The organism is Oleiphilus sp. HI0128, assembly GCF_001635365.1.
In genome coordinates this window covers 1-20,481 of record NZ_LWGG01001482.1, presented here as the reverse complement: position 1 = coordinate 20,481, position 20,481 = coordinate 1, and the positions used below count along the sequence as shown (strand labels likewise).

18 protein-coding genes are annotated in these 20,481 nt (G+C 44.5%); 8 read left to right on the top strand and 10 right to left on the bottom strand.

The features are described from left to right. The 7 genes from A3763_RS29800 to A3763_RS24470 form a co-directional block, all read right to left on the bottom strand. Positions 1–372: hypothetical protein (locus A3763_RS29800; protein WP_231872311.1), on the bottom strand; the 372-nt coding region annotated here is incomplete at its 3' end. An 11-nt stretch (positions 373–383) separates the two neighbouring features. Next, a complete protein-coding gene (locus A3763_RS24495) occupies positions 384–1,964 on the bottom strand; it encodes an AAA family ATPase (RefSeq protein ID WP_068506664.1) in 1,581 nt (526 codons plus the stop codon). A gap of 62 nt (positions 1,965–2,026) precedes the next feature. After that, positions 2,027–2,536: an endonuclease V gene (locus tag A3763_RS24490; protein ID WP_068506668.1), complete on the bottom strand. Its 510-nt coding sequence runs from the start codon at positions 2,534–2,536 to the stop codon at positions 2,027–2,029. Then, positions 2,520–3,359 carry a hypothetical protein gene (locus tag A3763_RS24485; RefSeq protein WP_068506670.1) on the bottom strand — a complete coding sequence of 280 codons (840 nt, stop codon included), beginning with the start codon at positions 3,357–3,359 and terminating at the stop codon, positions 2,520–2,522. The genes A3763_RS24490 and A3763_RS24485 overlap by 17 nt, the downstream gene beginning before the upstream one ends. Positions 3,360–3,664: 305 nt before the next feature. Further along, complete coding sequence (locus tag A3763_RS24480; RefSeq protein WP_068506671.1) at positions 3,665–4,426, bottom strand: ABC transporter permease; 762 nt, start codon at positions 4,424–4,426, stop codon at positions 3,665–3,667. Continuing rightward, positions 4,423–5,349 (bottom strand): ABC transporter ATP-binding protein, encoded by a 927-nt coding sequence (locus A3763_RS24475; protein WP_068506675.1) that lies wholly within the window; start codon positions 5,347–5,349, stop codon positions 4,423–4,425. The genes A3763_RS24480 and A3763_RS24475 overlap by 4 nt, the downstream gene beginning before the upstream one ends. A 223-nt stretch (positions 5,350–5,572) precedes the next feature. Then, on the bottom strand, positions 5,573–6,286 hold the full coding sequence (locus A3763_RS24470) for a transposase (protein WP_068506676.1): 714 nt from the start codon (positions 6,284–6,286) through the stop codon (positions 5,573–5,575). Positions 6,287–6,466: 180 nt separating this feature from the next. Between A3763_RS24470 and A3763_RS24465 the strand changes: the two genes are divergently transcribed. Then, positions 6,467–7,345, top strand: a complete 879-nt coding sequence (locus tag A3763_RS24465; RefSeq protein WP_068506680.1) for a prephenate dehydratase — start codon at positions 6,467–6,469, stop codon at positions 7,343–7,345. Positions 7,346–7,436: 91 nt separating this feature from the next. On the opposite strand, the gene A3763_RS24460 is transcribed toward A3763_RS24465, so the two are convergent. Continuing rightward, positions 7,437–9,611, bottom strand: a complete 2,175-nt coding sequence (locus tag A3763_RS24460) for a TonB-dependent receptor (RefSeq protein ID WP_068506682.1) — start codon at positions 9,609–9,611, stop codon at positions 7,437–7,439. Between the two features lie 244 nt (positions 9,612–9,855). On the opposite strand from A3763_RS24460, the gene ybeY reads away from it, so the two are divergent. From ybeY to A3763_RS24420, 7 genes are all read left to right on the top strand, one after another. After that, a complete protein-coding gene (ybeY, locus tag A3763_RS24455) occupies positions 9,856–10,374 on the top strand; it encodes an rRNA maturation RNase YbeY (protein WP_068506684.1) in 519 nt (172 codons plus the stop codon). 19 nt (positions 10,375–10,393) lie between these two features. Then, a complete protein-coding gene (locus tag A3763_RS24450) occupies positions 10,394–11,275 on the top strand; it encodes an HlyC/CorC family transporter (protein ID WP_068506685.1) in 882 nt (293 codons plus the stop codon). Positions 11,276–11,360: 85 nt separating this feature from the next. Beyond that, positions 11,361–12,905, top strand: coding sequence for an apolipoprotein N-acyltransferase (lnt, locus tag A3763_RS24445; protein WP_068506687.1), 1,545 nt, complete (start codon positions 11,361–11,363; stop codon positions 12,903–12,905). Positions 12,906–13,061: 156 nt separating this feature from the next. Next, the gene (gene leuS / locus A3763_RS24440; RefSeq protein ID WP_068506690.1) at positions 13,062–15,647 is read left to right on the top strand and encodes a leucine--tRNA ligase; all 2,586 of its coding nucleotides are present in this window, start codon (positions 13,062–13,064) and stop codon (positions 15,645–15,647) included. An 84-nt stretch (positions 15,648–15,731) separates the two neighbouring features. Next, complete coding sequence (gene lptE / locus A3763_RS24435; protein WP_068506692.1) at positions 15,732–16,277, top strand: LPS assembly lipoprotein LptE; 546 nt, start codon at positions 15,732–15,734, stop codon at positions 16,275–16,277. Between the two features lie 2 nt (positions 16,278–16,279). Next, a complete protein-coding gene (gene holA / locus A3763_RS24430) occupies positions 16,280–17,293 on the top strand; it encodes a DNA polymerase III subunit delta (RefSeq protein ID WP_068506694.1) in 1,014 nt (337 codons plus the stop codon). A gap of 402 nt (positions 17,294–17,695) precedes the next feature. Further along, entirely contained in the window at positions 17,696–18,337 is a 642-nt protein-coding gene (locus tag A3763_RS24420) for an endonuclease (RefSeq protein ID WP_082865261.1), read from the top strand. A gap of 45 nt (positions 18,338–18,382) precedes the next feature. Here A3763_RS24420 and A3763_RS24415 read toward each other — a convergent pair whose 3' ends face one another. Together A3763_RS24415 and A3763_RS24410 are read right to left on the bottom strand one after the other, a co-directional pair. Continuing rightward, positions 18,383–19,606, bottom strand: a complete 1,224-nt coding sequence (locus A3763_RS24415) for a trans-acting enoyl reductase family protein (protein ID WP_068506700.1) — start codon at positions 19,604–19,606, stop codon at positions 18,383–18,385. Positions 19,607–19,688: 82 nt separating this feature from the next. Beyond that, positions 19,689–20,468, bottom strand: a complete 780-nt coding sequence (locus tag A3763_RS24410; RefSeq protein ID WP_068506703.1) for an SDR family NAD(P)-dependent oxidoreductase — start codon at positions 20,466–20,468, stop codon at positions 19,689–19,691. Positions 20,469–20,481 lie beyond the last annotated feature (13 nt).

Genomic DNA, 20,481 nt, shown 5'->3' with positions numbered 1-20,481 from the left:
AAAAGCCAAAATGTTGTTTAGAGAATTACTCGTTCCTGCAAACAGTTCGCTCGGGCTTTCCTTTAAAACTGAATCAACCCTTGGATATAGGTCATTCCAAACTTTGAATAATAATGCTTTTTTAGTCTCTGATTTCAGCCAATTAAAACAGGCCAGCTCCAGTCCATACTTGAAACCCGCATGAGCCACATGAAACGTAATTTGATTACTCTGGCTATCTAGTGACAGGACTACTGGATCTAAGCAGTCTGTCAAAAACCAGTTAAAGTCATCTAGATTTGAATTTGGGTACTGATGTCTGACACTTTCAACCATTTGATTACAAGTGTCTCTTTCAGCTTGGAAATATGCCTTGAGCGCCGCTGACTTCATTGAACAAGCCCCTATGACTCAAGCCACTTGAGATAGTTCGTATAGCGCTGATGCAAATATTTAAGTTTTACGACATCCTCGTAGATGTGCCCATACATTTTCTTGCCCTCTACGAGTTTCGCTATTTCCGTCTCAATACGATTGATTCGTTTTTTAGCTTGCTTTGCAGTTAAGCCATCAAGACCTTCTTCAAACTCATTCGACAACTCTTCTACAGGGTCATTCTTATCCAAGTTAAGTTTATCGAATTCCCTACATGAAGAATCAAAGAGGTGACGCAACCAGCCGATCTTATCGCTTCGATAAAAAGTATTCTCAGACAGTTCGAAAAACGGTGAATCCATGTCAGCAAAAAGCCGGGAATGAAAAACGAATGGGAGTACTTGCCTTACATCGTTTAACTCAACCGTGTCATTACCCCTAAAAAACGCGAGAGCTTTAGCAAACTGTAGTAGTGACATCAAAGAACGAACTGAGATTCCGTTTAGGGTCTGACAACCAAGATCTTTTAGACGATCACGACCATTATCAATAGACGCTAACACATGTGATTTGACGCCTGATAATCGTGACGTGTCCTTTGTTTTATATTCAAACTGAGAGGCAGAATACTCCGAATACTCAAAGTGACTCGTAAAGAACTCTATTCTGCGCCGAATCCCTGCAGGTACTGTGATATTGCGTATCGCTAGCGACATGTCTGAGATCTCATCTTCGGTGAAAATGATCTGAGGTGGAACCATATCTTCTGGCTTTACACCTTCTTCAATACGTAGAAGCAACTGATTCAGAAATCTAGGGTTAAATGACAAAGCTTGGACAACGACATCAATACGATCTTTTAAGGCTTCGATCACCTGGTAGGTTCCGCCACCCTGATCATCATTTGCAGTTAAATACCAGGCCGCATCAGGACATTCAAAGACCTGGTTGTAGAGTTCTGCGTAGTTGTCTCCCATCACAGTCAGCAAAGCGCTTTGCGTTCGTGTAGGGATACGGTTGTATTCATCGACTATTTTTACGCGCATTCCAAGCCATTTCCGCCACGATATGCGGATGTCTTCGATCGCTTCGGCCGAGGCCAGATCCGATGGCAAGGGATTACCCAGCAAATCAGCCACTGTCATCTGCGGATGGCCATGTTGCATGGCTCGTTTAACTTCTTTTGTCGTATAACCGCCCATGATACCCATCAAGATTGCACTAGCCGTTTTACCCCGGCCTGGTCCGCCAATGAAAAGGCATTTACTTTGAGTAGCGAACGTGAGGAGTGGCAATAAGATAAAGCTTGAGTAAGACTGTTCAGTTGGGAGGTTTAGCGTACTGTGACTGTCTCCCGCCCTAAACTGTTGCGGAGACTGATCATTATATTCGATATCATAGTGAGGACTGATTATCGCGTTATTAACGATCCAAAAGTAAGCCTGCCTAAGCTTTTCATCTAGTCCCGTGCTAGTTTCTTGAGCGTCACTTTCACCTGAACCAAAAGGCCCATCATACAAATCTGAAACATCGAAAGACTTAGCTTTGGAGTGTGCCTTTGGTTTGGTTGGTGAGGCCGATAAGCGGCCAAATAAATTGAATTTACTCATTAATAGTTCTCTTGATTCAAACAAGAATCAAATATCTAAATTATATTTTTCGTTATTAAGGTTCAGCTTGAACTATCCCAAGCCCGACAAAGCTTATCTACACGTTTCAATAGCGTCGGAAAGCGAAAACCACCATCCATGTTTATTATTTGTTGCTTAGCAATTTCAATATCCAATCCAGCCGCAGTCACATACAGCGGTTTGTCGCTCTTACCTCTGTATACTTCATAATTTGAACCGATACTCTTGAATCGATTTTTAGCGACACCGACAACCGGAATGCTACCACCTAAAGCATCATAAAGATGTTTACCAAGGCCAGGTCTTTTCTCTCCATCTAAGAATACATACCCATCAACAACGATAACATCTGGTTTTAGCGAGTGCTCATTTATTAGTTCGAGAATACAAGGCAGCTCTCGCTTATAAAACTCACCGGGAGTGTAATCTTCAACAGACTGAACTTTGCTAACAACCTCAATCGTCGGTTCTTTATCAGTCCAATCATCAAAAATAACACCACCGATTAATCCCGTATCGTTTTTATAGTCAACGTCAACAGCTAGAATCATTAAGATTTTCTTCCAACTCTTCACTAAAAACTTTGATACCCGATTTGTTGCACAGTTTGCTTTCTCTAAACCTTTTTAGCTGGCCGCAGCTATACATCCCATCGATCTCGAGTCTTTTGATATGAGGCAGATTTTCTGCATTTATAAAAATATCTGGAAAAGTGTAGCTGCTAATATTACTTCCCCCTAGGCTCAACCAAGCATCTTCCAATACGCTAAAACCGGACGTCAATAGATTGTCATGAGTCTTAGAGGTTAACGGTTCGCCATCACTCGTTATGATTTCAAGATTGCGCAGTCTTTTGAAAAGTATTGGCCTATCTAGTCTAAAATTACCATGAATAACGAGTGATTCGACTGAATGTAGACTCTCAAGTAAGCTTGTTAAATCGCCAAGTAAACTTGGAGCCCAACCATCACGATTACAATACAATTCATCAATACCTAGTGACAGATGCTCTAAAAGAGGAAAGCTAGTTCCAGACAAGATTTCTATAGCTTTTTCATAATTAAATGAAGATCCAGGAGGAGTATAGTCGCAGTGACCTATACATATTGAACGGAGCTGGTGAGGTAAGCCAGACTTAACAAGAGCTTCCAAAATATGAAGACTTTTTCCTCCAAGCAAAATTGAAACAGAAGTACATTCCCTGGGAATACCGTCCAACACTTTATAACCATTATGTTCGGTCTGTGGTACGCCGATAATCAGGTCTGTTTTATCTCTATCTATTGAGCGCTGTTCTTCTGGGAGTTCAAGTATTATTTGTTCGAACTCAAGATTGCTCGGAAGGTCCGTCTTATTTCTAAACACTGAGAACATTATGAATCAATCGCCGCGACTAAAAACATCAAGATATCATAATTCACTAGAAATGAGGGGCTGAAAATCAGAAAACAGAGGAACGAATAAGGCCACAAAGAAAAAACTCAAAATATAGGCAACCAACATTATTTATCAACAACTTACAACTGTCTTCGTTTTAATTCCATCAAACCCTGTTTTTGGGCTACCAAGGAATGCGGGTTTCAGAGGAGTTTTGTCTTCGTTTTTATTTCACCAATACAGATGTATCAAATTAAGATCAGCGAAAAAAGTCATTTTTGACGCTGACCCTAATCATTTAGCTATTTCTTCAACTGATACCCTGTCCTAAATATCCACCATACGCCAACAATACACAGAAGCAGAAAGCCACTAATAGCCGCCAGACTTGCTACCATGCTGACGTCTGAAATCTCGTAAAAGCTCCAGCGAAAGCCGCTTACCAAATACAAAACAGGGTTGAATAAAGTGATGGTCTGCCAGATCTGCGGCAGCATGTTGACAGAGTAAAAAGTACCGCCCAAAAACACTAAAGGCGTAATCACCAGTAAAGGAATCACCTGAAGCTTCTCAAAGTTATCGGCCCAGATGCCGATAATAAAACCGAACAAGCTGAAGGTAATGGCCGTCATCACAAGGAAGACCATCATCCAAACCGGATGCGCTATTTGTAGCGGTACAAACAGGCTCGCCGTTGCGAGAATAATCAAGGCAAGTATGATCGACTTCGTTGCTGCGGCCCCCACGTAGCCAAGCAAGGCTTCGAAGTATGAAACAGGTGCAGAAAGTAGCTCATAAATGGTGCCGCTAAACTTAGGAAAATAAATTCCAAATGAAGCGTTAGAAATACTCTGCGTTAACAAAGAAAGCATAATCAAGCCTGGTACGATAAAGGCCCCATAGCTAACTCCGTCCACTTCATTAATCCTCGAGCCAATCGCAGAACCAAAGACGACAAAATACAAAGAGGTAGAGATAACTGGCGAGACAATGCTCTGGAAAATGGTTCGCTTTGTACGGGCCATTTCAAACTTATAAATCGCGGCAACTGCGTGACGGTTCATGCGGACTCCTTAACAAGCGATACAAAGATATCTTCTAATGAGCTCTGGTCAGTCTTTAAATCTTTAAACTGAATCCCCTCTTCAGACAAGTGCTGGAGCAAGGTCGCAATACCCGTATGATCTTCTAGCGTGTCGTAGGTATAAACAAGTTGCAGGCCATTATTATTCAGCACTAGATCGAAACCTTTTAGGCTCGTTGGCAAACTAGATAGCTCGGTCTTCAGGTCGAGGGTTAATTGCTTCTTCCCTAACTTACGCATCAATTCTGTCTTCTCTTCAACCAAGACTAATTGACCATTATTGATCACACCAATACGGTCAGCAATTTCTTCTGCTTCCTCAATATAGTGTGTGGTGAGGATAATCGTGACCCCCTTTTCTCGAAGCTTACGGACCAACTCCCACATATCTTTTCGCAGCTCAACATCAACCCCAGCTGTCGGCTCATCCAAGAATAAAATCTTGGGTTCATGCGACAGCGCTTTGGCTATCAACACACGGCGCTTCATACCACCTGACAACTCCATAATACGGTTATCTTTCTTATCCCACAGTGATAAGTCTTTTAGCGTCTTCTCGATATAAGCCGTGTTAGGCGCTTTACCAAATAAGCCTCGACTAAACGTCACGGTATCCCATACAGTCTCAAATGAGTCAGTCGTTAACTCTTGTGGAACCAGACCAATCATTTCACGCGTATGGCGGTAGCCTTTGATAATATCCTCACCGTCGACAGTCACGGTGCCGGAAGATGGATTGACTATACCGCAAATGGTACTGATTAAGGTCGTCTTACCGGCCCCGTTCGGACCGAGTAAAGCAATGATTTCAGATTTTTCTATTGTAAGGTTAATACCACTGAGCGCTTGAAAACCACCAGCATAAACCTTAGACAAGTTTTCGATTTGAATAATGGGAGTCATGATTTTGCATACCCTAATTTCTATAACAGTACGTTAAACGATTTTGCTTGTGCCTGACTATGCTCATAAATGGAATTCAGAAATTTGGGCTCAACGTACTGAAGAATACCGCTGCTGCAATACAAAGGGATTTGGAAGAAGCTGAAGCGAACAAGCTTTATCCGCAGAGTTATGATCTTAAGGCGGCCTAGCCTTTTTCAAAGGGGTCAGACTCGATTGATTTTCAATCGAGTCTGACCCCTTTGAAAACCTTCGACCTACGATCACCGCCCGTCTTTCTCGGGTGACTTGCCCTACCGGTCTGCGCTTCAATTTGAGACTTGAATTGCTCACTTCCCAGTACCCATGCCTTATTTGTTACTGTGCGAATCTCTTCAAGCGTCTGTTCTTTTATCTCGTACGTAAATAGAGAACGATATATCGACCGTCTTTTTTCTGGCGATACGGATAAAGACAAGTATTCGAAATGAGGTGAGATTAGCTCGCTTTGTGCTCCCAAAGCATTAACACGATAACTAGACCAAGGGTAATTAGATGGGTGGGCCACCATATTGGCCCGAACAGGATTTAGCTCGATATATCGATAGCAAGTTAGTAAATAGAGAGCTGAGTCAATAAGAGACGCTTTATAACGCCCTTCCCACAACGTACCCGTTCGGCGGTACTTTTTATTAAAGTACTGAACATAGTAACGCCCAATATTCTGTATTGTTTTTGATATGCCGTCTTCCACTTGAGGTGTAATCAGCAAATTTACGTGATTGGTCATCAAGACATAAGCATGTACTTCACAAGAGTATGCTCGACACGCGTCATTCAGTTTATCTAGATAGAACAAATAATCGTCATTTTGATGAAAAATCGCTTCACGGTTATTACCTCTAATAATCACGCGCTGCGGATGGCCTGGAATCACAAACCGGGGTAATCTCGCCATATTGACCTCCCTGTCTTCTGGCGTTGAACACTAAATCTACACTAACTTTTCAGCAGCTTCTTTTCAACGGAGTCAGACTCGATTGGTTTTCAATCGAGTCTGACTCCGTTGAAAAAGATACACTAGCTCTGATTATTCTTTATAATCCCAGCATTCGAATTTATACAAGCAGTTATTACCATGAACACTCCTACACAGATTACTGTTGCTTATCAGGGAATTGAGGGTGCTTATTCGCACTTGGCCTGTAAGAAGGTCTTTCCTGATCATCGTGCCCTCGCTTGCGAGAACTTTCAAAGCGCTATTCAGCTGGTGGAACAAGGCCAGGCTGACTATGCGATGATCCCGCTTGAGAATTCGACCGCCGGGCGTGTTGAGGAGATTTATCGTTTATTACCCAATACGCATTTGAGCATTATTGCCGAGCACTTTGAGCCGGTGAATCATTGCTTGCTTGCCCTACCCGGAACTCAACTTGAGGCGATTAAGACAGTGTCTTCTCATCCTCAAGCTTTGGCGCAGTGCTTTCATCGTTTGGAAGCTTTAAAGATCACCCCTTTAGTGGCGATGGATACGGCTTTGTCTGCTAAGGACTTGGCGTCTAAGAAAGATGCGCAATCGGTTTACGGTAGCCATGGCGCGATAGCTTCTACTTTGGCGGCAGAGCTGTATGGGCTAGATGTGATCGCAGAGAGCTTTCAGGATGTGGGCGGCAACACGACGCGCTTTATTGTTTTGGCTAAGCAAGCTATTGATGCCGACTATGATCCGAAGCAGCATTATATTTCGAGCTTGTTGTTTTCGGTCAGAAATATACCGGCGGCTTTGTATAAGGCTCTCGGTGGTTTTGCCACCAACGGTGTCAATATGATCAAGCTTGAGAGCTATATGGATGGTGGAACCATGGAAGCGAGTCATTTTCATATTGATGTCGATGGACATTATCGTCAGCAAGCGCTTCAGAATGCTTTGGAAGAATTGAACTTTTTCGCGAAGGAGGTACGGATATTGGGTTCGTATCCGGCGCATAAGTATCGTCGGAAGCATGAGTTTGTGTGAGATTTTTGTAGGCGGCCCCGCCTTGTCTACTTCGGATTATTCCCATACATACAAAAAGCCTCATATGAGGCTTTTTTTGATTTCATTACGTTTAGAAGTTGCGAACTAAACGCAAACCAAAGGTTCTTGGTGGGTTGATGTCTTTGGTTACACCGACACTATCCAGGCTTAAAGGGCTACCAGGAAACTCTCGAGTGGAAGTTGAATACGCTTTATTCGTTAGGTTTTCAACGTAAACTTCTGCTTCCCACATTTCATCTGCACTCTCATAACCGAACCTCGCATTCACTAAAGCATAAGCCCCCTGATAAGAGGTTTCATGGTTCGGCGCAGTAAAGTACTGCTCATCCTGCCACGCATACTCCAAGCGGTAACTTAACGTACCACTTGGCAAGTCATGAAAGTACTGGCCAGCCAAACTAACTTTATGAGCTGGAGATGCAACCATATCATCCCCAGAAGCATCCTGTTCAGGCTGAGCAATCGAGCTATCAGCGTTTACAACTGGCGGAATGATATAATTATCATATTCTGCATTCAAAAACGCATAATTCATTTCTATCGCCAGGTTATAGGTTGGCATCCACTTATTTTCAATCTCAAGTCCAAAAATATTCGCTTCTGCAGCATTAGAAACATTCAATACACCTGGACTTGTAAACTCTGATACCTGCAAGTCCTGATAGTCGCTATAAAATAAAGCTATGTTTGAATGTAGTTTTTTATCTAATAGCTGGAACTTACTACCTATTTCGTAGGACCAAACCTTCTCGGGAGAATACTCTGGCGAAGCATCCGTCATGTTGTAACCGCCGCTTTTGAAACCGCGTTTGACACTGCTATACACCATCGTTCCAGAATCATATGTATAATCAAGCGAGAACGATGGGCTCCATGAGTCCCAAGAATTAGAGGGCGACGCAGAAAAATCTAATGTAGGATCTGCGTGATCATACACATTGTCAAATTCTTTTTCTTCACTGCTGTAACGCAAACCCAGAGTTGTATTCAGCCGATCCGTTATTGAGTAGGTTCCTTGCCCAAAGAGCGCATACGCCTGTGTTTCGTTTTTGGAGTCTACGACAACAATTGTAGAGTTAATGGCAGTGTCAGATTCATGCTCTTCTTGCAAATAATATGCACCTGCCACCCATTTTAGCCTGTCACCTTGATATTGAAGACGCAGTTCTTCCGAGAGCATATTCTGCTGCTCTTCATACTCTGTCACCAGATACACCACATCGCTACCATCTGTATCTTCCTTTAACTTGAGATCTAGGTCTCTATACCCTGTCAGAGAAACCAAGGTTAATTCAGGAGATATTTTTCGCGTATACTCGATTGAGGCGCCATAGTTTTTGCTTTCTGTATAGGGGTCAACATCATTGACATTAACCGACCATGGATCACTAGGAACTATTGCTCCTGCTGCTAATGTACCTGCTGCACCATCCGAGTTCACAAGCGTCGTCTTATAAGCCGCTGGATTCCTATCAATATCTGAATAATCTGCCCTTAACACTAACTCGCTTTTGTCATCGAGCAAAAAGCGCAATGCCCCGCGAGTCGCTAAAGAGTCGTCATCCAATAAACCATCAACACCTGTTGCAGCAGTATTCTTGACGTAAGGATCGTGATCGGTCTTAACAACAGCTAAACGGCCTAGAACCTTATCCTCAGAAATTGTGCCGTTTATCATGCCGCCTACGCTGCGAAAACTATACGAGCCAACTTCTGCGAATAGCTTACCGCTAGACTCCGCTTCTGGTTTTTTAGTGATCAGGTTAATCGTACCGCCGGTAGAGTTTCGACCATACAAAGTACCTTGTGGCCCACGCAGTATTTCGACTCGTTCAACGTCGAGAAAGTCTTCAAGAATTGAGGTTGTTCTAGATTGGTAAACACCATCGACGTGAACGGTGACACTTGGGTCTGAACCAATAAAGTCCAGGTTACTACCAATACCACGCATGTAGAGCCGTGCAGACTGGCCATTATGTGTAAGGTTCAACCCCGGCGTTTGCATACGCAGGTCTTTGATATTTCCAATACCAGCATCGCTCATATCTTCTTCGGTGTAGGCCGAAATTGCTGCCGGTACTTCTTGGAGCTTCACCTCGCCTTCTTTGGTCCCCGTTACCGTCACATCCTTTAGTTTTAATGGCTGCTTTGCTTCTGTCGGCGAGTGTCCATCGGCCCAAGCCGTCGCTGACAATATAGAGCAAAGTAGAATGGAAGATGAGGTAAAAATCGGCTTGCGAGACATTTAAACTATTCTCTTAGATTTTTTCGCGACTACGTACTGGACATCCAGTAGATATCATTATTTCGTAGCTCGCTTTTTTATACTATTTATAGTCTTTTGACTATAGGATAGATCCGTAAAAATACCAGCCTCAAAGCGCTCTAGAATACTCACTACTATTTTTGTCCCACTGATGGAAATTCTGTGTTAACGTAGCACTTCGTTTCCCCAATATTATTTTCTATTTTCTGCGAAAAACGGATTTATGACTGCTATCGCCGCGATCGACCTTCAGGAAGCTTCTGAACACCCTCATATCCCAACGCTTTCCCAACTGAGTTTATGGGTTGATGCCGCTCTTAAAGCCTCACTTCATGATAGGAAAAAGCACGAACAAGAATATGAGCTTACCGTTCGTATTGTCGACAAGGAAGAAAGCCAATCATTGAATAGCCAGTATCGCGGCAAAGATAAACCCACTAATGTTTTGTCTTTTCCTTTCGAAGCGCCAGCCGAGATTGAGCTTAACCTTTTGGGCGATTTGGTAATCTGTGCCCCTGTGGTAGCAAAGGAAGCAGCGGAACAGTCGAAGCAAGAAATAGCTCACTGGGCTCATATGGTGGTTCATGGCACTTTGCACCTGCAGGGCTACGACCATATCGAGGACGATGAAGCAGATATGATGGAGGCGCTTGAGGTGAAAATTCTGGCTGAACTTGGCTTTCCAGACCCTTACACTGAGATCGTCGAAGATGATACTATTGCAAACCACGATACAGCATAGGATTCGCTAGAAAACGTTTATGAACGAAGATAACTCAAAACCTCCGAGTAGCCAGTCAGGCCATAGTAAAGCCAAGCAAGAACATAAAAATAGTTCAAAAGGCTGGTTTGAAAAACTCACCCAGGCTTTTTCAGATGAGCCTGCGTCGCTGCGCGATATTATGGATATTCTCCGTACCGCAGAAGACCGAAACGTTCTCGATGCTGACTCGCTCAGTATTATCGAAGGCGCGATGCAAGTCACCGACATGCAAGTTCGCGAAGTGATGATTCCCCGCTCCCAGATGATTACCGTACGCGCGACGCTTGAGCCTGAAGAGTATATGCATAGCATTATCGAGTCTGCTCACTCACGTTTTCCGGTTATTGGCGAGTCAACTGACGATATTATCGGTATTTTGCTTGCTAAAGATTTACTGCCCCTAGCGATAAAAGGACAACTTAGCAAAAACAAGATTTCTGAGGCTTTACGGCCAGCGACGGTTGTACCTGAGAGCAAGCGATTAAATCAGCTTCTTAAGGAGTTTAAGCAAAACCGTAATCATATGGCAATTGTTGCCGATGAGTATGGCGGTATTGCCGGGCTTGTAACGATTGAAGATATTCTTGAGCAGATCGTGGGCGAGATCGAAGATGAGCACGACATCGATGACGAAGCGTTAATTAAGCCTCTTACTGATGGCGAGTATAACGTAAAGGCCATCACCCCTATTGATGAATTTAATGAGTACTTTTCAACGGAACTGCCAGATAAGGAATTCGACACCATTGGAGGCCTGATTCTGAAGAAGTTCGAACGCCTGCCCCGCCGCGGTGATACAACTCTTATGTATGGCTTTAAAGTAACAGTACTTAATGCTGATAACCGAAGCATTCGCTTGGTGAAGATAGAGAAGAATTGATATTCCAGCGGTTTCAATGGGGTCAGACTCGATTGAAACCGCAATATTTTCAATCGAGTCTGACCCCATTGAAATTTGACACTCCATGAACCTATTCCCGTCTCTGCCCAAGCCCTTAATTTTCATTTGCCTGCTAGTAGCCGGTGCACTGCAAACCTTCACACTTGCCCCATATGGCTTATGGCTACTAGGCCCTATTTCGATTGCATTGATACTACTTTGCACGCAAGCCTTAAAACCTTCAGGCAAAGCCGAGAAAGGTTTTTTGTATGGTTGGATATTTGGCTTAGGGCTTTTTGGTTCAGGCGCTTCGTGGGTTTACGTTAGTATTAACACCTATGGCAATGCGCCACCAGTGCTTGCAGGTGGCTTAACTGTCATTTTTGTTGCTGGCTTGGCCCTGTTTAGCGCTTTGAACTTCTGGCTCTACTTCAAACTACGCGGTGACAACACATTAATAAACAGCTTTTTATTTACCGCGATATGGGTCTTGGGTGATGGTTTTCGGACTGTATTCCTAACGGGTTTCCCCTGGCTATTTTTGGGCTATTCGCATCTTGAGTCACCTTTAAGCGGTTGGATCCCGGTGATTGGTGTACACGGGCTTACCTTCATTGTTGCACTAAGCGGCACCGCTTTAGCCTTGTTGTTAGCTTCTGATACTAAGCAGCACAAGTTCGGTTTACTCGCTTTTGCACTGATCTTCTGGATTAGCGGGCCTGCATTAAGCACCATTAACTGGAGCCAAAGTAAAGTTAGCAATACTGAAGATTCTAAAGATGAGCTCAGCGTCGCGCTGATTCAGACTAATATTCCCCAAGAACTTAAATGGCGACGTTCACAAATTCCAAAAACCTTAAAACTACTCGAGACCATGAGCGAGCAGGCCTGGCAGAGTGATGTGATTGTTTGGCCAGAAACGGCGGTGCCCAGGTTATATGACCAGGCCCTTCCATTTTTGAATGTAATGTCTGAACTGGCGAAAGCGAATAATAGTAATATTTTCAGCGGCATCCCCTTTCGACACATCGATAGAGAGAGCGGTCGCCAGGTTTACCACAACAGTATTGTTAGTCTTGGTGCGCGTGAAGCAGAAGGCGAAAGTATCTACCATAAACAGAAATTGGTTCCCTTTGGGGAATATGTTCCGCTGGAAGATTTATTGCGTGGCCTGATCGACTTCTTCAACCTACCCATGTCTGACTTTCGGACCGGTGCAGAAGACCAAGCCTTGCTAAAGTCCTTCGACTATCAAGTGGCGCCATTTATTTGCTATGAAGTGGTCTACCCTGATTTTGTTGCCAAGCAGTCGGCCGACGCAGATTACCTGATCACCATCAGTAACGACAGTTGGTTTGGCACCTCGATAGGCCCGCTTCAACATTTGGAAATGGCGCAGATGCGTGCTGCTGAAAATGCCCGCTACATGGTGCGCGGCACCAATAATGGCGTTAGTGCGATCATCGACGAGCGCGGAAAGATTACAGCCCAAAGTGAGCAATTTGTACAAACGATTTTGTTTTCTAAAATTCGTTTACTGGAAGGACGCACACCTTTTTCACACACTGGTTCTACTCCCCTATTTTGGTTTTGTGCTCTGCTCGTTTTAGTACTAAGAGTCAGGCGCTGAAAAGCATCAACAGAAGCGTGAAAAGCACCGTAATCTAGGCTAGAATAGCCGGCTGGTTTTAGTCGGCTTGATGCTTTATCCATCTTTAAGCGCCAAGCTTCTAAAAAGTACCTTATTTTTCACTCTTTATAAAAACACGCGACATTGAAGACTCTCATGCAAGAACATTATCAACCGCAGCAAATAGAAGAAAAAGCCCGTAAATTTTGGCAAGACAACAACAGCTTTGCTGTCACTGAAGACGAAACAAAAGAGAAATACTACTGCCTGTCCATGTTCCCTTATCCGAGCGGAAAACTACATATGGGCCACGTGCGTAACTACACCATTGGCGATGTTGTTTCTCGCTATCAGCGCATGCAAGGCAAAAACGTAATGCAACCTATGGGTTGGGATGCTTTTGGTCTTCCTGCAGAGAATGCTGCGATCAATAACAAGGTAGCACCTGCCAAGTGGACCTACGAAAATATCGAATACATGAAGACTCAGTTGAACGCACTGGGCTTTGGCTACGACTGGAGTCGCGAACTGGCGACCTGTCAGCCTGAGTACTACAAGTGGGAACAGTGGTTCTTCACCAAGCTTTACGAGAAAGGTTTGGTTTACAAGAAGAACGCAACCGTCAACTGGGACCCTGTCGACCAAACTGTTTTGGCAAACGAACAGGTTGTTGATGGCCGCGGCTGGCGCTCTGGTGCTTTGGTCGAGCGTAAAGAAATTCCACAATGGTTTATCAAGATTACTGATTATGCTGAAGAGCTGTTGGCAGATCTCGATCAGTTAGATGAGTGGCCTGAGCAGGTCAAAACCATGCAGCGCAACTGGATCGGCCGCTCTGAAGGTTTGGAATTCTCATTCGACCTAGCAGGTCGAGATGACAAGCTAAGCGTTTATACCACTCGCCCAGATACTTTAATGGGTGTGACCTACGTTGCAGTTGCTTCCCAGCACCCTCTTGCTCTTGAAGCGGCAGGGAATAATGCTGAGGTGAAAGCCTTTGTTGAAGAGTGTAAGAACAACAAAGTCGCTGAAGCAGATATGGCGACGATGGAGAAAAAAGGTATTCCAACCGGCTTTACTGCTATCCACCCAATTACGGGCGAAGAAGTACCTGTTTGGACGGCTAATTTTGTCTTGATGGATTACGGTTCAGGTGCGGTTATGTCGGTACCGGCTCACGATGAGCGTGACCATGAATTCGCCAAGGCTTTCCAGCTTCCTATCAAGCAGGTGATTGCGCCGGAAGACGGCAACGACATAGATGTACAAGAAGAAGCTTTTGTTGAAAAAGGCGTATTGGTGACTTCAGGTGAATTCACCGGCCTAAGCTCGGCAGAAGCCTTTGATGCCATTGTTGCCAAGTTCGAAGCGCTAGGCACTGGCAAAAAGCGTATTAACTATCGCTTGCGTGACTGGGGTGTTTCTCGCCAGCGTTACTGGGGCACACCTATCCCGATCAAGAATCTTGAAGACGGCAGCGCGATTCCTGTTCCTTTAGATGAGCTGCCTGTTGTACTGCCTGAAGACGTTGAGCTGAACGGTGTCACCTCACCTATCAAGAGCGACCCGGAGTGGGCAAAGACGACTCATAATGGTCAGCCTGCACTACGTGAAACAGATACCTTCGATACCTTTATGGAATCGTCTTGGTATTACGCACGTTACTGTTCACCTCAGTCTGCTGACAGCATGTTAGACCCAGGCGCGGCAAATTACTGGCTGCCTGTAGACCAATATATTGGTGGTATTGAGCACGCTATTTTGCACCTGCTTTATGCGCGCTTTTTCCACAAACTGTTACGAGATGTCGGCTTGGTAAATTGTGACGAGCCGTTCAAGCGTCTGTTATGCCAAGGCATGGTATTGGCTGAAAGCTTCTATCAGGAAGACGATAAAGGTGGCAAGATCTGGATCGCGCCAGCTGAAGTCGATATCGAGACGGACGAAAAAGGCAAAACCATTAGCTGCAAGCGCAAGTCTGACGGTAGCGAAGTGTTGTCTTCTGGCATGAGCAAGATGTCGAAATCTAAGAACAACGGTGTTGACCCACAAACCACCATCGACCAGTTTGGTGCTGATACCGTTCGTTTGTTTATTATGTTTGCTGCGCCTCCTGAGCAATCATTGGAATGGTCTGACAGTGCGGTTGAAGGTTCAAACCGTTTCCTTAAGCGTATCTGGCGCCAGGTGTATTCTCACGTTTCTCAGGGCGATGTGGCTGCACTCGATGTTGCCAGCCTGAACAAAGAGCAGAAAGCGCTTCGCTTAAAAACGCATGAAACGATTGCTAAAGTAAGTGACGACGTTAGCCGCCGCTTAACCTTTAACACAGCAATCGCGGCTATTATGGAGCTAATGAATACAGCCTCGAAGTTTGTTGATGTCAGTGAGCAAGGCCGTGCGGTCATGCAGGAAACGCTTGAAACCGTTACTTTACTGCTTGCACCAATCACGCCTCATATTTCACATGAGCTATGGGAAACCCTGGGCCACAAAGACGCAGTTATCGGCGCGGGCTGGCCAAGTGTTGACGAGAGCGCCTTGGTTAAGGCTTCGCAAACGATCGTTATTCAGGTGAATGGTAAAGTAAGGTCCAAGCTTGACGTGCCTGCTGATATCAGCAAAGAAGCAATGGAACAAACTGCTTTGGATGATGAAAACGTTAAACGCTTTACAGATGACAAGACCGTTCGTAAAGTAATCGTTGTACCTGGAAAGCTGGTTAATATCGTTGCGAACTAGGCAACGATAGACCTGTTCTTTCCTCCTTAATATCGCCCCTCGCTTAAAGCTTCGGGGCGATTATTATTTCAGTGAGAGCCTTATATGCCACGTAATAAACTTTTGATCATCGTAATGATCATGCTTTTTAGTTTGCTGTCGGCATGCGGTTTCCAGCTTCGTGGTTATTCTGAACATGACGCTCCTAAGGGCTTTTCCAGTATAAAACTCGACTGCCCAACCACTCGTGCTTGGCAGCTTTGCCAAACACTACGCCAAAAGTTGATGCTGAATAATATTAGCTTTGATGACAATGCTCAGTATCGGCTAGCTATCTCCCCTATCGAGCAAGAGTCTCGTACCTTGTCGCTGCAAAGCAATGCTTCAACCGCTGAATATGGGCTGAGCTCTAAAGTAAGTTATCAATTAGTTCTTCAAGAGAGCGAAGAAGTACTCGCTGAACAGGAAATCGTCGTTCGTAATAGCTATCGCCACCAGTCCTCTGCACTATTATCAAAAGAGCGCGAGCGCAGTGAGCTACAGTCTGAACTTAGCCAGCGCATTGCTTCAGAAATATTCCGCCAGATAGATGTCGTAAATAAACAAACGCTAACTACCAGCGATTCCGGCAGTAACGAGGGCTCTGAGTAAGTATGCGCATCAAAGCTGAGCAACTTGAGAATGAGCTGAAAAAAAAGCTCTTACCGCTTTATTTGGTAACCGGTGACGAGCCACTATTGGTTCAAGAAGCTTTGGACAGCATTCGTCTGAACTGCAAAAAACAAGGCTTTGATGAGCGAAAGATTCTGGAAGTTGACCGCAAGTTCGATTGGACCAGCTTAAACGAAGAAGCTAACACTCTGTCTTTATTTGCAGAAAAGACACTAACTGAACTTCGACTTGGAAAATCTAAACCCGGTACCCCCGGTGCAAAAGCCTTTCAACAATATTGCGATAATTTGCCAGAAGATAAGATTTTACTGATCTGCGCCGATAAACTCGATGCTTCCACACTTAAAAGCAAGTGGTGTAGCCGACTTGATCAGACTGGTGCCATCATTCAAATATGGCCAATCAATCTACACGAGATGCCGCGTTGGATAGCTCAACGAGCCAATAAAATGGGCTTGAACTTAGCTCGTGACGCCGTTTCACTTTTGTCTGATAGATTAGAAGGCAACTTACTCGCTGCACAACAGGAGCTTGAGAAGCTTAAGCTTCTTCACCCTGACAGCAGTGTCGAAATTTCTACTGAAGATGTGTTGGAAAGTGTTTCAGATGCTTCTCGCTACGATGTCTTTAACCTTACCGACGCCTGTTTGACCGGAAAGGCCAAGCAAAGCGCAAAAATCATCTCCCACCTTCGCCTTGAAGGCGTAGAAGTCACCTTTGTCTTGTGGGCTTTAAGTAAAGAGATTCGCTTACTACTGAATTTGTCTCATGCCCTGAGCAAAGGTCAGCCATTGCCGGCATTATTCAAACAACATCGTATCATTCAAAAACGCCAGGCAGGTCTGTCTGCCGCCGCACAAAAGCACAGCCCTCAAAAGCTATTGGGCCTTTTAGATCAGTGTAAGAAAGTCGATGACCTGATCAAAGGTGTCGAAAAGGGCATTTCCCCTTGGGACGTGTTGACTGATATTACCTTGGCAATTGCTAAGGGATAAAGCCAAAGGTAGGCGGGGCCTCTGTCCGCGCGAACGGAACCACCGGGCTATCTGACACTCCGAGGAACGACCTGCGCCCCGGGACGGGCCGCCTACAAAATTCTCACATTCGAAAACTCATTTCCGAAGATGCTTTAATTTCCATAGATAAGCTTTTGAAAATAAAAAATAACAAAAGCACAACAAAGCATTATAAGTTCTTTAGCGCACACTCTTTATCACAAATAAACATTAAAGCCTCTTTCCGATCGCTGTTTTTACAATGTTTTTCAGAATCTAACATTTTTAGCTCACTTATAAGGGGGCAGCGCTCACTTTTTATGCTAACGTCAATTATAAGAATCATATAAGTTGTTAAGCAGTCTTCTTTTACTACCAATAGCTTCACCGAGGTAAACCTGAATGCGCTTAAAACGCAACAAACAAATATGTAGCGCGATAGTTATCGCTATCAGCTGCTTGCTATTAAGTTCAATCGCGGCAGCTGATTACAAATCAGTGATTAAGGATAAATTTTGGGGCGCCATTTATAAAAATGGCGGGCAGACCTTTTTCTGCAAAAAGTCTTTCTCAAAGAAAACACCGCTTCTCGCGGTCAGCCATATTTACCCAAGCGCTCAAGTACGTGACCACCTTCAATGCGGAACTAAACGCCAGTGCCTTCGTTCAGACGATCGCTATATGGAAATAATCTCTGATTTGCATAATGTTGTTCCGGCTGACTCTTACTTTGAGTTTAAAAGAAAAGGCGCAAAGTTCGGCAACTTAGAAGAAACGATTGAGGCCAATAATTGCGGCATTCGAAAGAAGTTACACATTATTGACCCACCTAACGAGCTCAAAGGGGATATTGCCAGAATTCTGTTTTATATGAAGGCTAACTATGACCTACCCTTGCGTACTCATATGTCTTTATTAAAACTATGGCATGAGAATGATCCACCAAGCCCGGAGGAAGTCTCACGTAATGCGATTGTGGCTGAGTATCAGGGCAATGAAAATGAGTTTATCTCCAACCCATCTTTAGCTTATAACATTGATTAACTGCATCGTCGGGTTAAAACCCGACTTACCCTGAACTCAATAACCTTAGGGCTCGATTGAGAAGCCTAGACCAGCCTTTTCTTCTAGCCTATGCAATAAGGCATCACCCATTGCTGTTGAGGGTGTCAACACTCCGCACATCTTCGGCAAGTGTTTCTTATCCAAGGCTAAACAGGCTGCACTTTCACCAAGCATTTTAGAAGTAGAACCATAACCTGGGTCTCGGTCACCTGTAACCTTGGCAACCAATGTTCGGTCATTCATACGGCCAATTACACTAAAGGTGAAGAAGCCAGCTTCACGCTCTGCTTTATTTGGCCCTTCACCAGGTTCAGGGAAAAAGCGATTAATTGTATTTTTATACCAAGACCCCGGCTTACCTGCCATCATCAAGCCTAAGGTCAATAAGCCAGCATAACCTTTGGCTCTTCCAGTAAAGCCTTTGCCGCTCATCATCGCTTCATCATAAAGGAAGTCTTTTCCATACGGGTAAGACTTCAAAGCATGAGAGCGTCGAACAACGCGCGTATTTATTGCCGCCATGATGAAAGGCATGATCCAAGCTTTTAGGTCAGAGTCGTATTTAACGCTTTGCATATCTGGCTTATCAGGGCCCGACATTTCCCCCTGAGGGTTCAAACCATAAGGGTTGAAGATCACCTTCTTAACTTCAGGGTCTTTACTCGCTTCGAGCATCACATTATTCATACTGGCAAAGGTACCGCCACTCATCGCCCCTTTTGCAGCTTTTAAGCGCATCTTGATATGGTAGCAATATTCGCCATAGTGATGTTTTGCTTCACGCTGAAGAAAGTACACACCCATGTCGGAAGGAATCGAGTCAAAACCACAACAATGGACAATCCGGCAACCGGCTTCTTTTGCCGCTTTGTGGTGCTTGTCGATCATGCGACGAATCCATTGCGTCTCGCCGGCCAGGTCGCAATAGTCAGTGCCGTTCTCGACACACGCGGCGACTAACTCGTTTCCATATTTAGCGTAAGGACCGACCGTTGTGCAGACGACTTTAGTACGTTTTGCCAGTTCATTCAGGCTAGCCGTATCGTGGCTATCGGCAAGAATAAGAGGAATGTTATCGTTACCTAAGCCTTTTCGAACTTCTTCAAGCTTGGTTTGGTTGCGTCCAGCCATTGCCCATTTTAGTTCGCCATCGAGGCCGTAGGTATTTAGATAGTATTCGGCAACTAAGCGGCCTGTAAAACCACTTGCTCCCCATATGATCACATCGAATTCGCGCTTTGTACTCATGACCTCTTCCTATTATTTTTATAGCTTATTTTCAAAGGGGTCAGACTCGATTGAAATTCAATCGAGTCTGACCCCTTTGAAATTACATGGCTGACATGCCGCCGTCAACCGGTATAGCAATACCGTTCATATAACTATTCGCTGGTGACAGTATCATGACCATGACATTCACAATTTCTTCAACTCGTGCGATACGCTTCATCGGACAGCCGCGCGCAAGGTTCTTGTTGACCTCTTCGATATTATCATTCGGATTCATCGTTGGATTATCAACCATCGGCGTTGACGTAAAGAAGGGGCAAATCGCATTAACTCGAACATTCATAGGCCCACATTCAACTGCGGCCGTTTTAGTTAGACCTATTACAGCGTGCTTGGCAGCGCCATAGGAGCTTCCCATCGGCGTTCCACCTAAACCTGCCATGGAACTTACATTCAGAATCGCACCCTCTTTTTGAGCAGCCATGACTCTTAACTGATGCTTCAGGCCAAACGCGACACCTTTAGTATTAACATCTAACTGACGAGAAAGCGTTGGGCCGTCCAGGTGAACCAATGGGCCCAGTTTAGGAGCGATACCAGCATTGTTAACAGCAATATCAAGCTTGCCAAAATTATCAACCGCAGCCTTTACGAGTTCTTCAGAATGCGCTTCTTCAGCTATATCACCCGTTAAGGCAATAACCTTACTGCCTAGGGTTTCACAATCCTGCTTTGTCAGTGTTAAGCCTTCTTCGTTGAAGTCAGCTAGCACTAAGTTCGCTCCGCGCTTGGCTAACTCTTCGGCTAGGCTTTTACCAAAGCCACTGGCAGCGCCGGTAATCAATGCTACCTTTTCTGAAAAATCTAGTAGGTTATCCATAGTTTATCTCTGA

Coding starts and splice junctions, on each gene's coding strand:
- A3763_RS24470 (WP_068506676.1), bottom strand. CDS start 6,286: ATGGCGAGATTACCCCGGTTTGTGATTCCAGGCCATCCGCAGCGCGTG.
- A3763_RS24415 (WP_068506700.1), bottom strand. CDS start 19,606: ATGAGTACAAAGCGCGAATTCGATGTGATCATATGGGGAGCAAGTGGT.
- A3763_RS24410 (WP_068506703.1), bottom strand. CDS start 20,468: ATGGATAACCTACTAGATTTTTCAGAAAAGGTAGCATTGATTACCGGC.
- leuS (WP_068506690.1), top strand. CDS start 13,062: ATGCAAGAACATTATCAACCGCAGCAAATAGAAGAAAAAGCCCGTAAA.
- holA (WP_068506694.1), top strand. CDS start 16,280: ATGCGCATCAAAGCTGAGCAACTTGAGAATGAGCTGAAAAAAAAGCTC.
- A3763_RS24480 (WP_068506671.1), bottom strand. CDS start 4,426: ATGAACCGTCACGCAGTTGCCGCGATTTATAAGTTTGAAATGGCCCGT.
- A3763_RS24420 (WP_082865261.1), top strand. CDS start 17,696: ATGCGCTTAAAACGCAACAAACAAATATGTAGCGCGATAGTTATCGCT.
- A3763_RS24490 (WP_068506668.1), bottom strand. CDS start 2,536: ATGATTCTAGCTGTTGACGTTGACTATAAAAACGATACGGGATTAATC.
- A3763_RS24475 (WP_068506675.1), bottom strand. CDS start 5,349: ATGACTCCCATTATTCAAATCGAAAACTTGTCTAAGGTTTATGCTGGT.
- lnt (WP_068506687.1), top strand. CDS start 11,361: ATGAACCTATTCCCGTCTCTGCCCAAGCCCTTAATTTTCATTTGCCTG.
- A3763_RS24485 (WP_068506670.1), bottom strand. CDS start 3,359: ATGTTCTCAGTGTTTAGAAATAAGACGGACCTTCCGAGCAATCTTGAG.
- lptE (WP_068506692.1), top strand. CDS start 15,732: ATGCCACGTAATAAACTTTTGATCATCGTAATGATCATGCTTTTTAGT.
- A3763_RS24460 (WP_068506682.1), bottom strand. CDS start 9,611: ATGTCTCGCAAGCCGATTTTTACCTCATCTTCCATTCTACTTTGCTCT.
- A3763_RS24465 (WP_068506680.1), top strand. CDS start 6,467: ATGAACACTCCTACACAGATTACTGTTGCTTATCAGGGAATTGAGGGT.
- A3763_RS24495 (WP_068506664.1), bottom strand. CDS start 1,964: ATGAGTAAATTCAATTTATTTGGCCGCTTATCGGCCTCACCAACCAAA.
- ybeY (WP_068506684.1), top strand. CDS start 9,856: ATGACTGCTATCGCCGCGATCGACCTTCAGGAAGCTTCTGAACACCCT.
- A3763_RS24450 (WP_068506685.1), top strand. CDS start 10,394: ATGAACGAAGATAACTCAAAACCTCCGAGTAGCCAGTCAGGCCATAGT.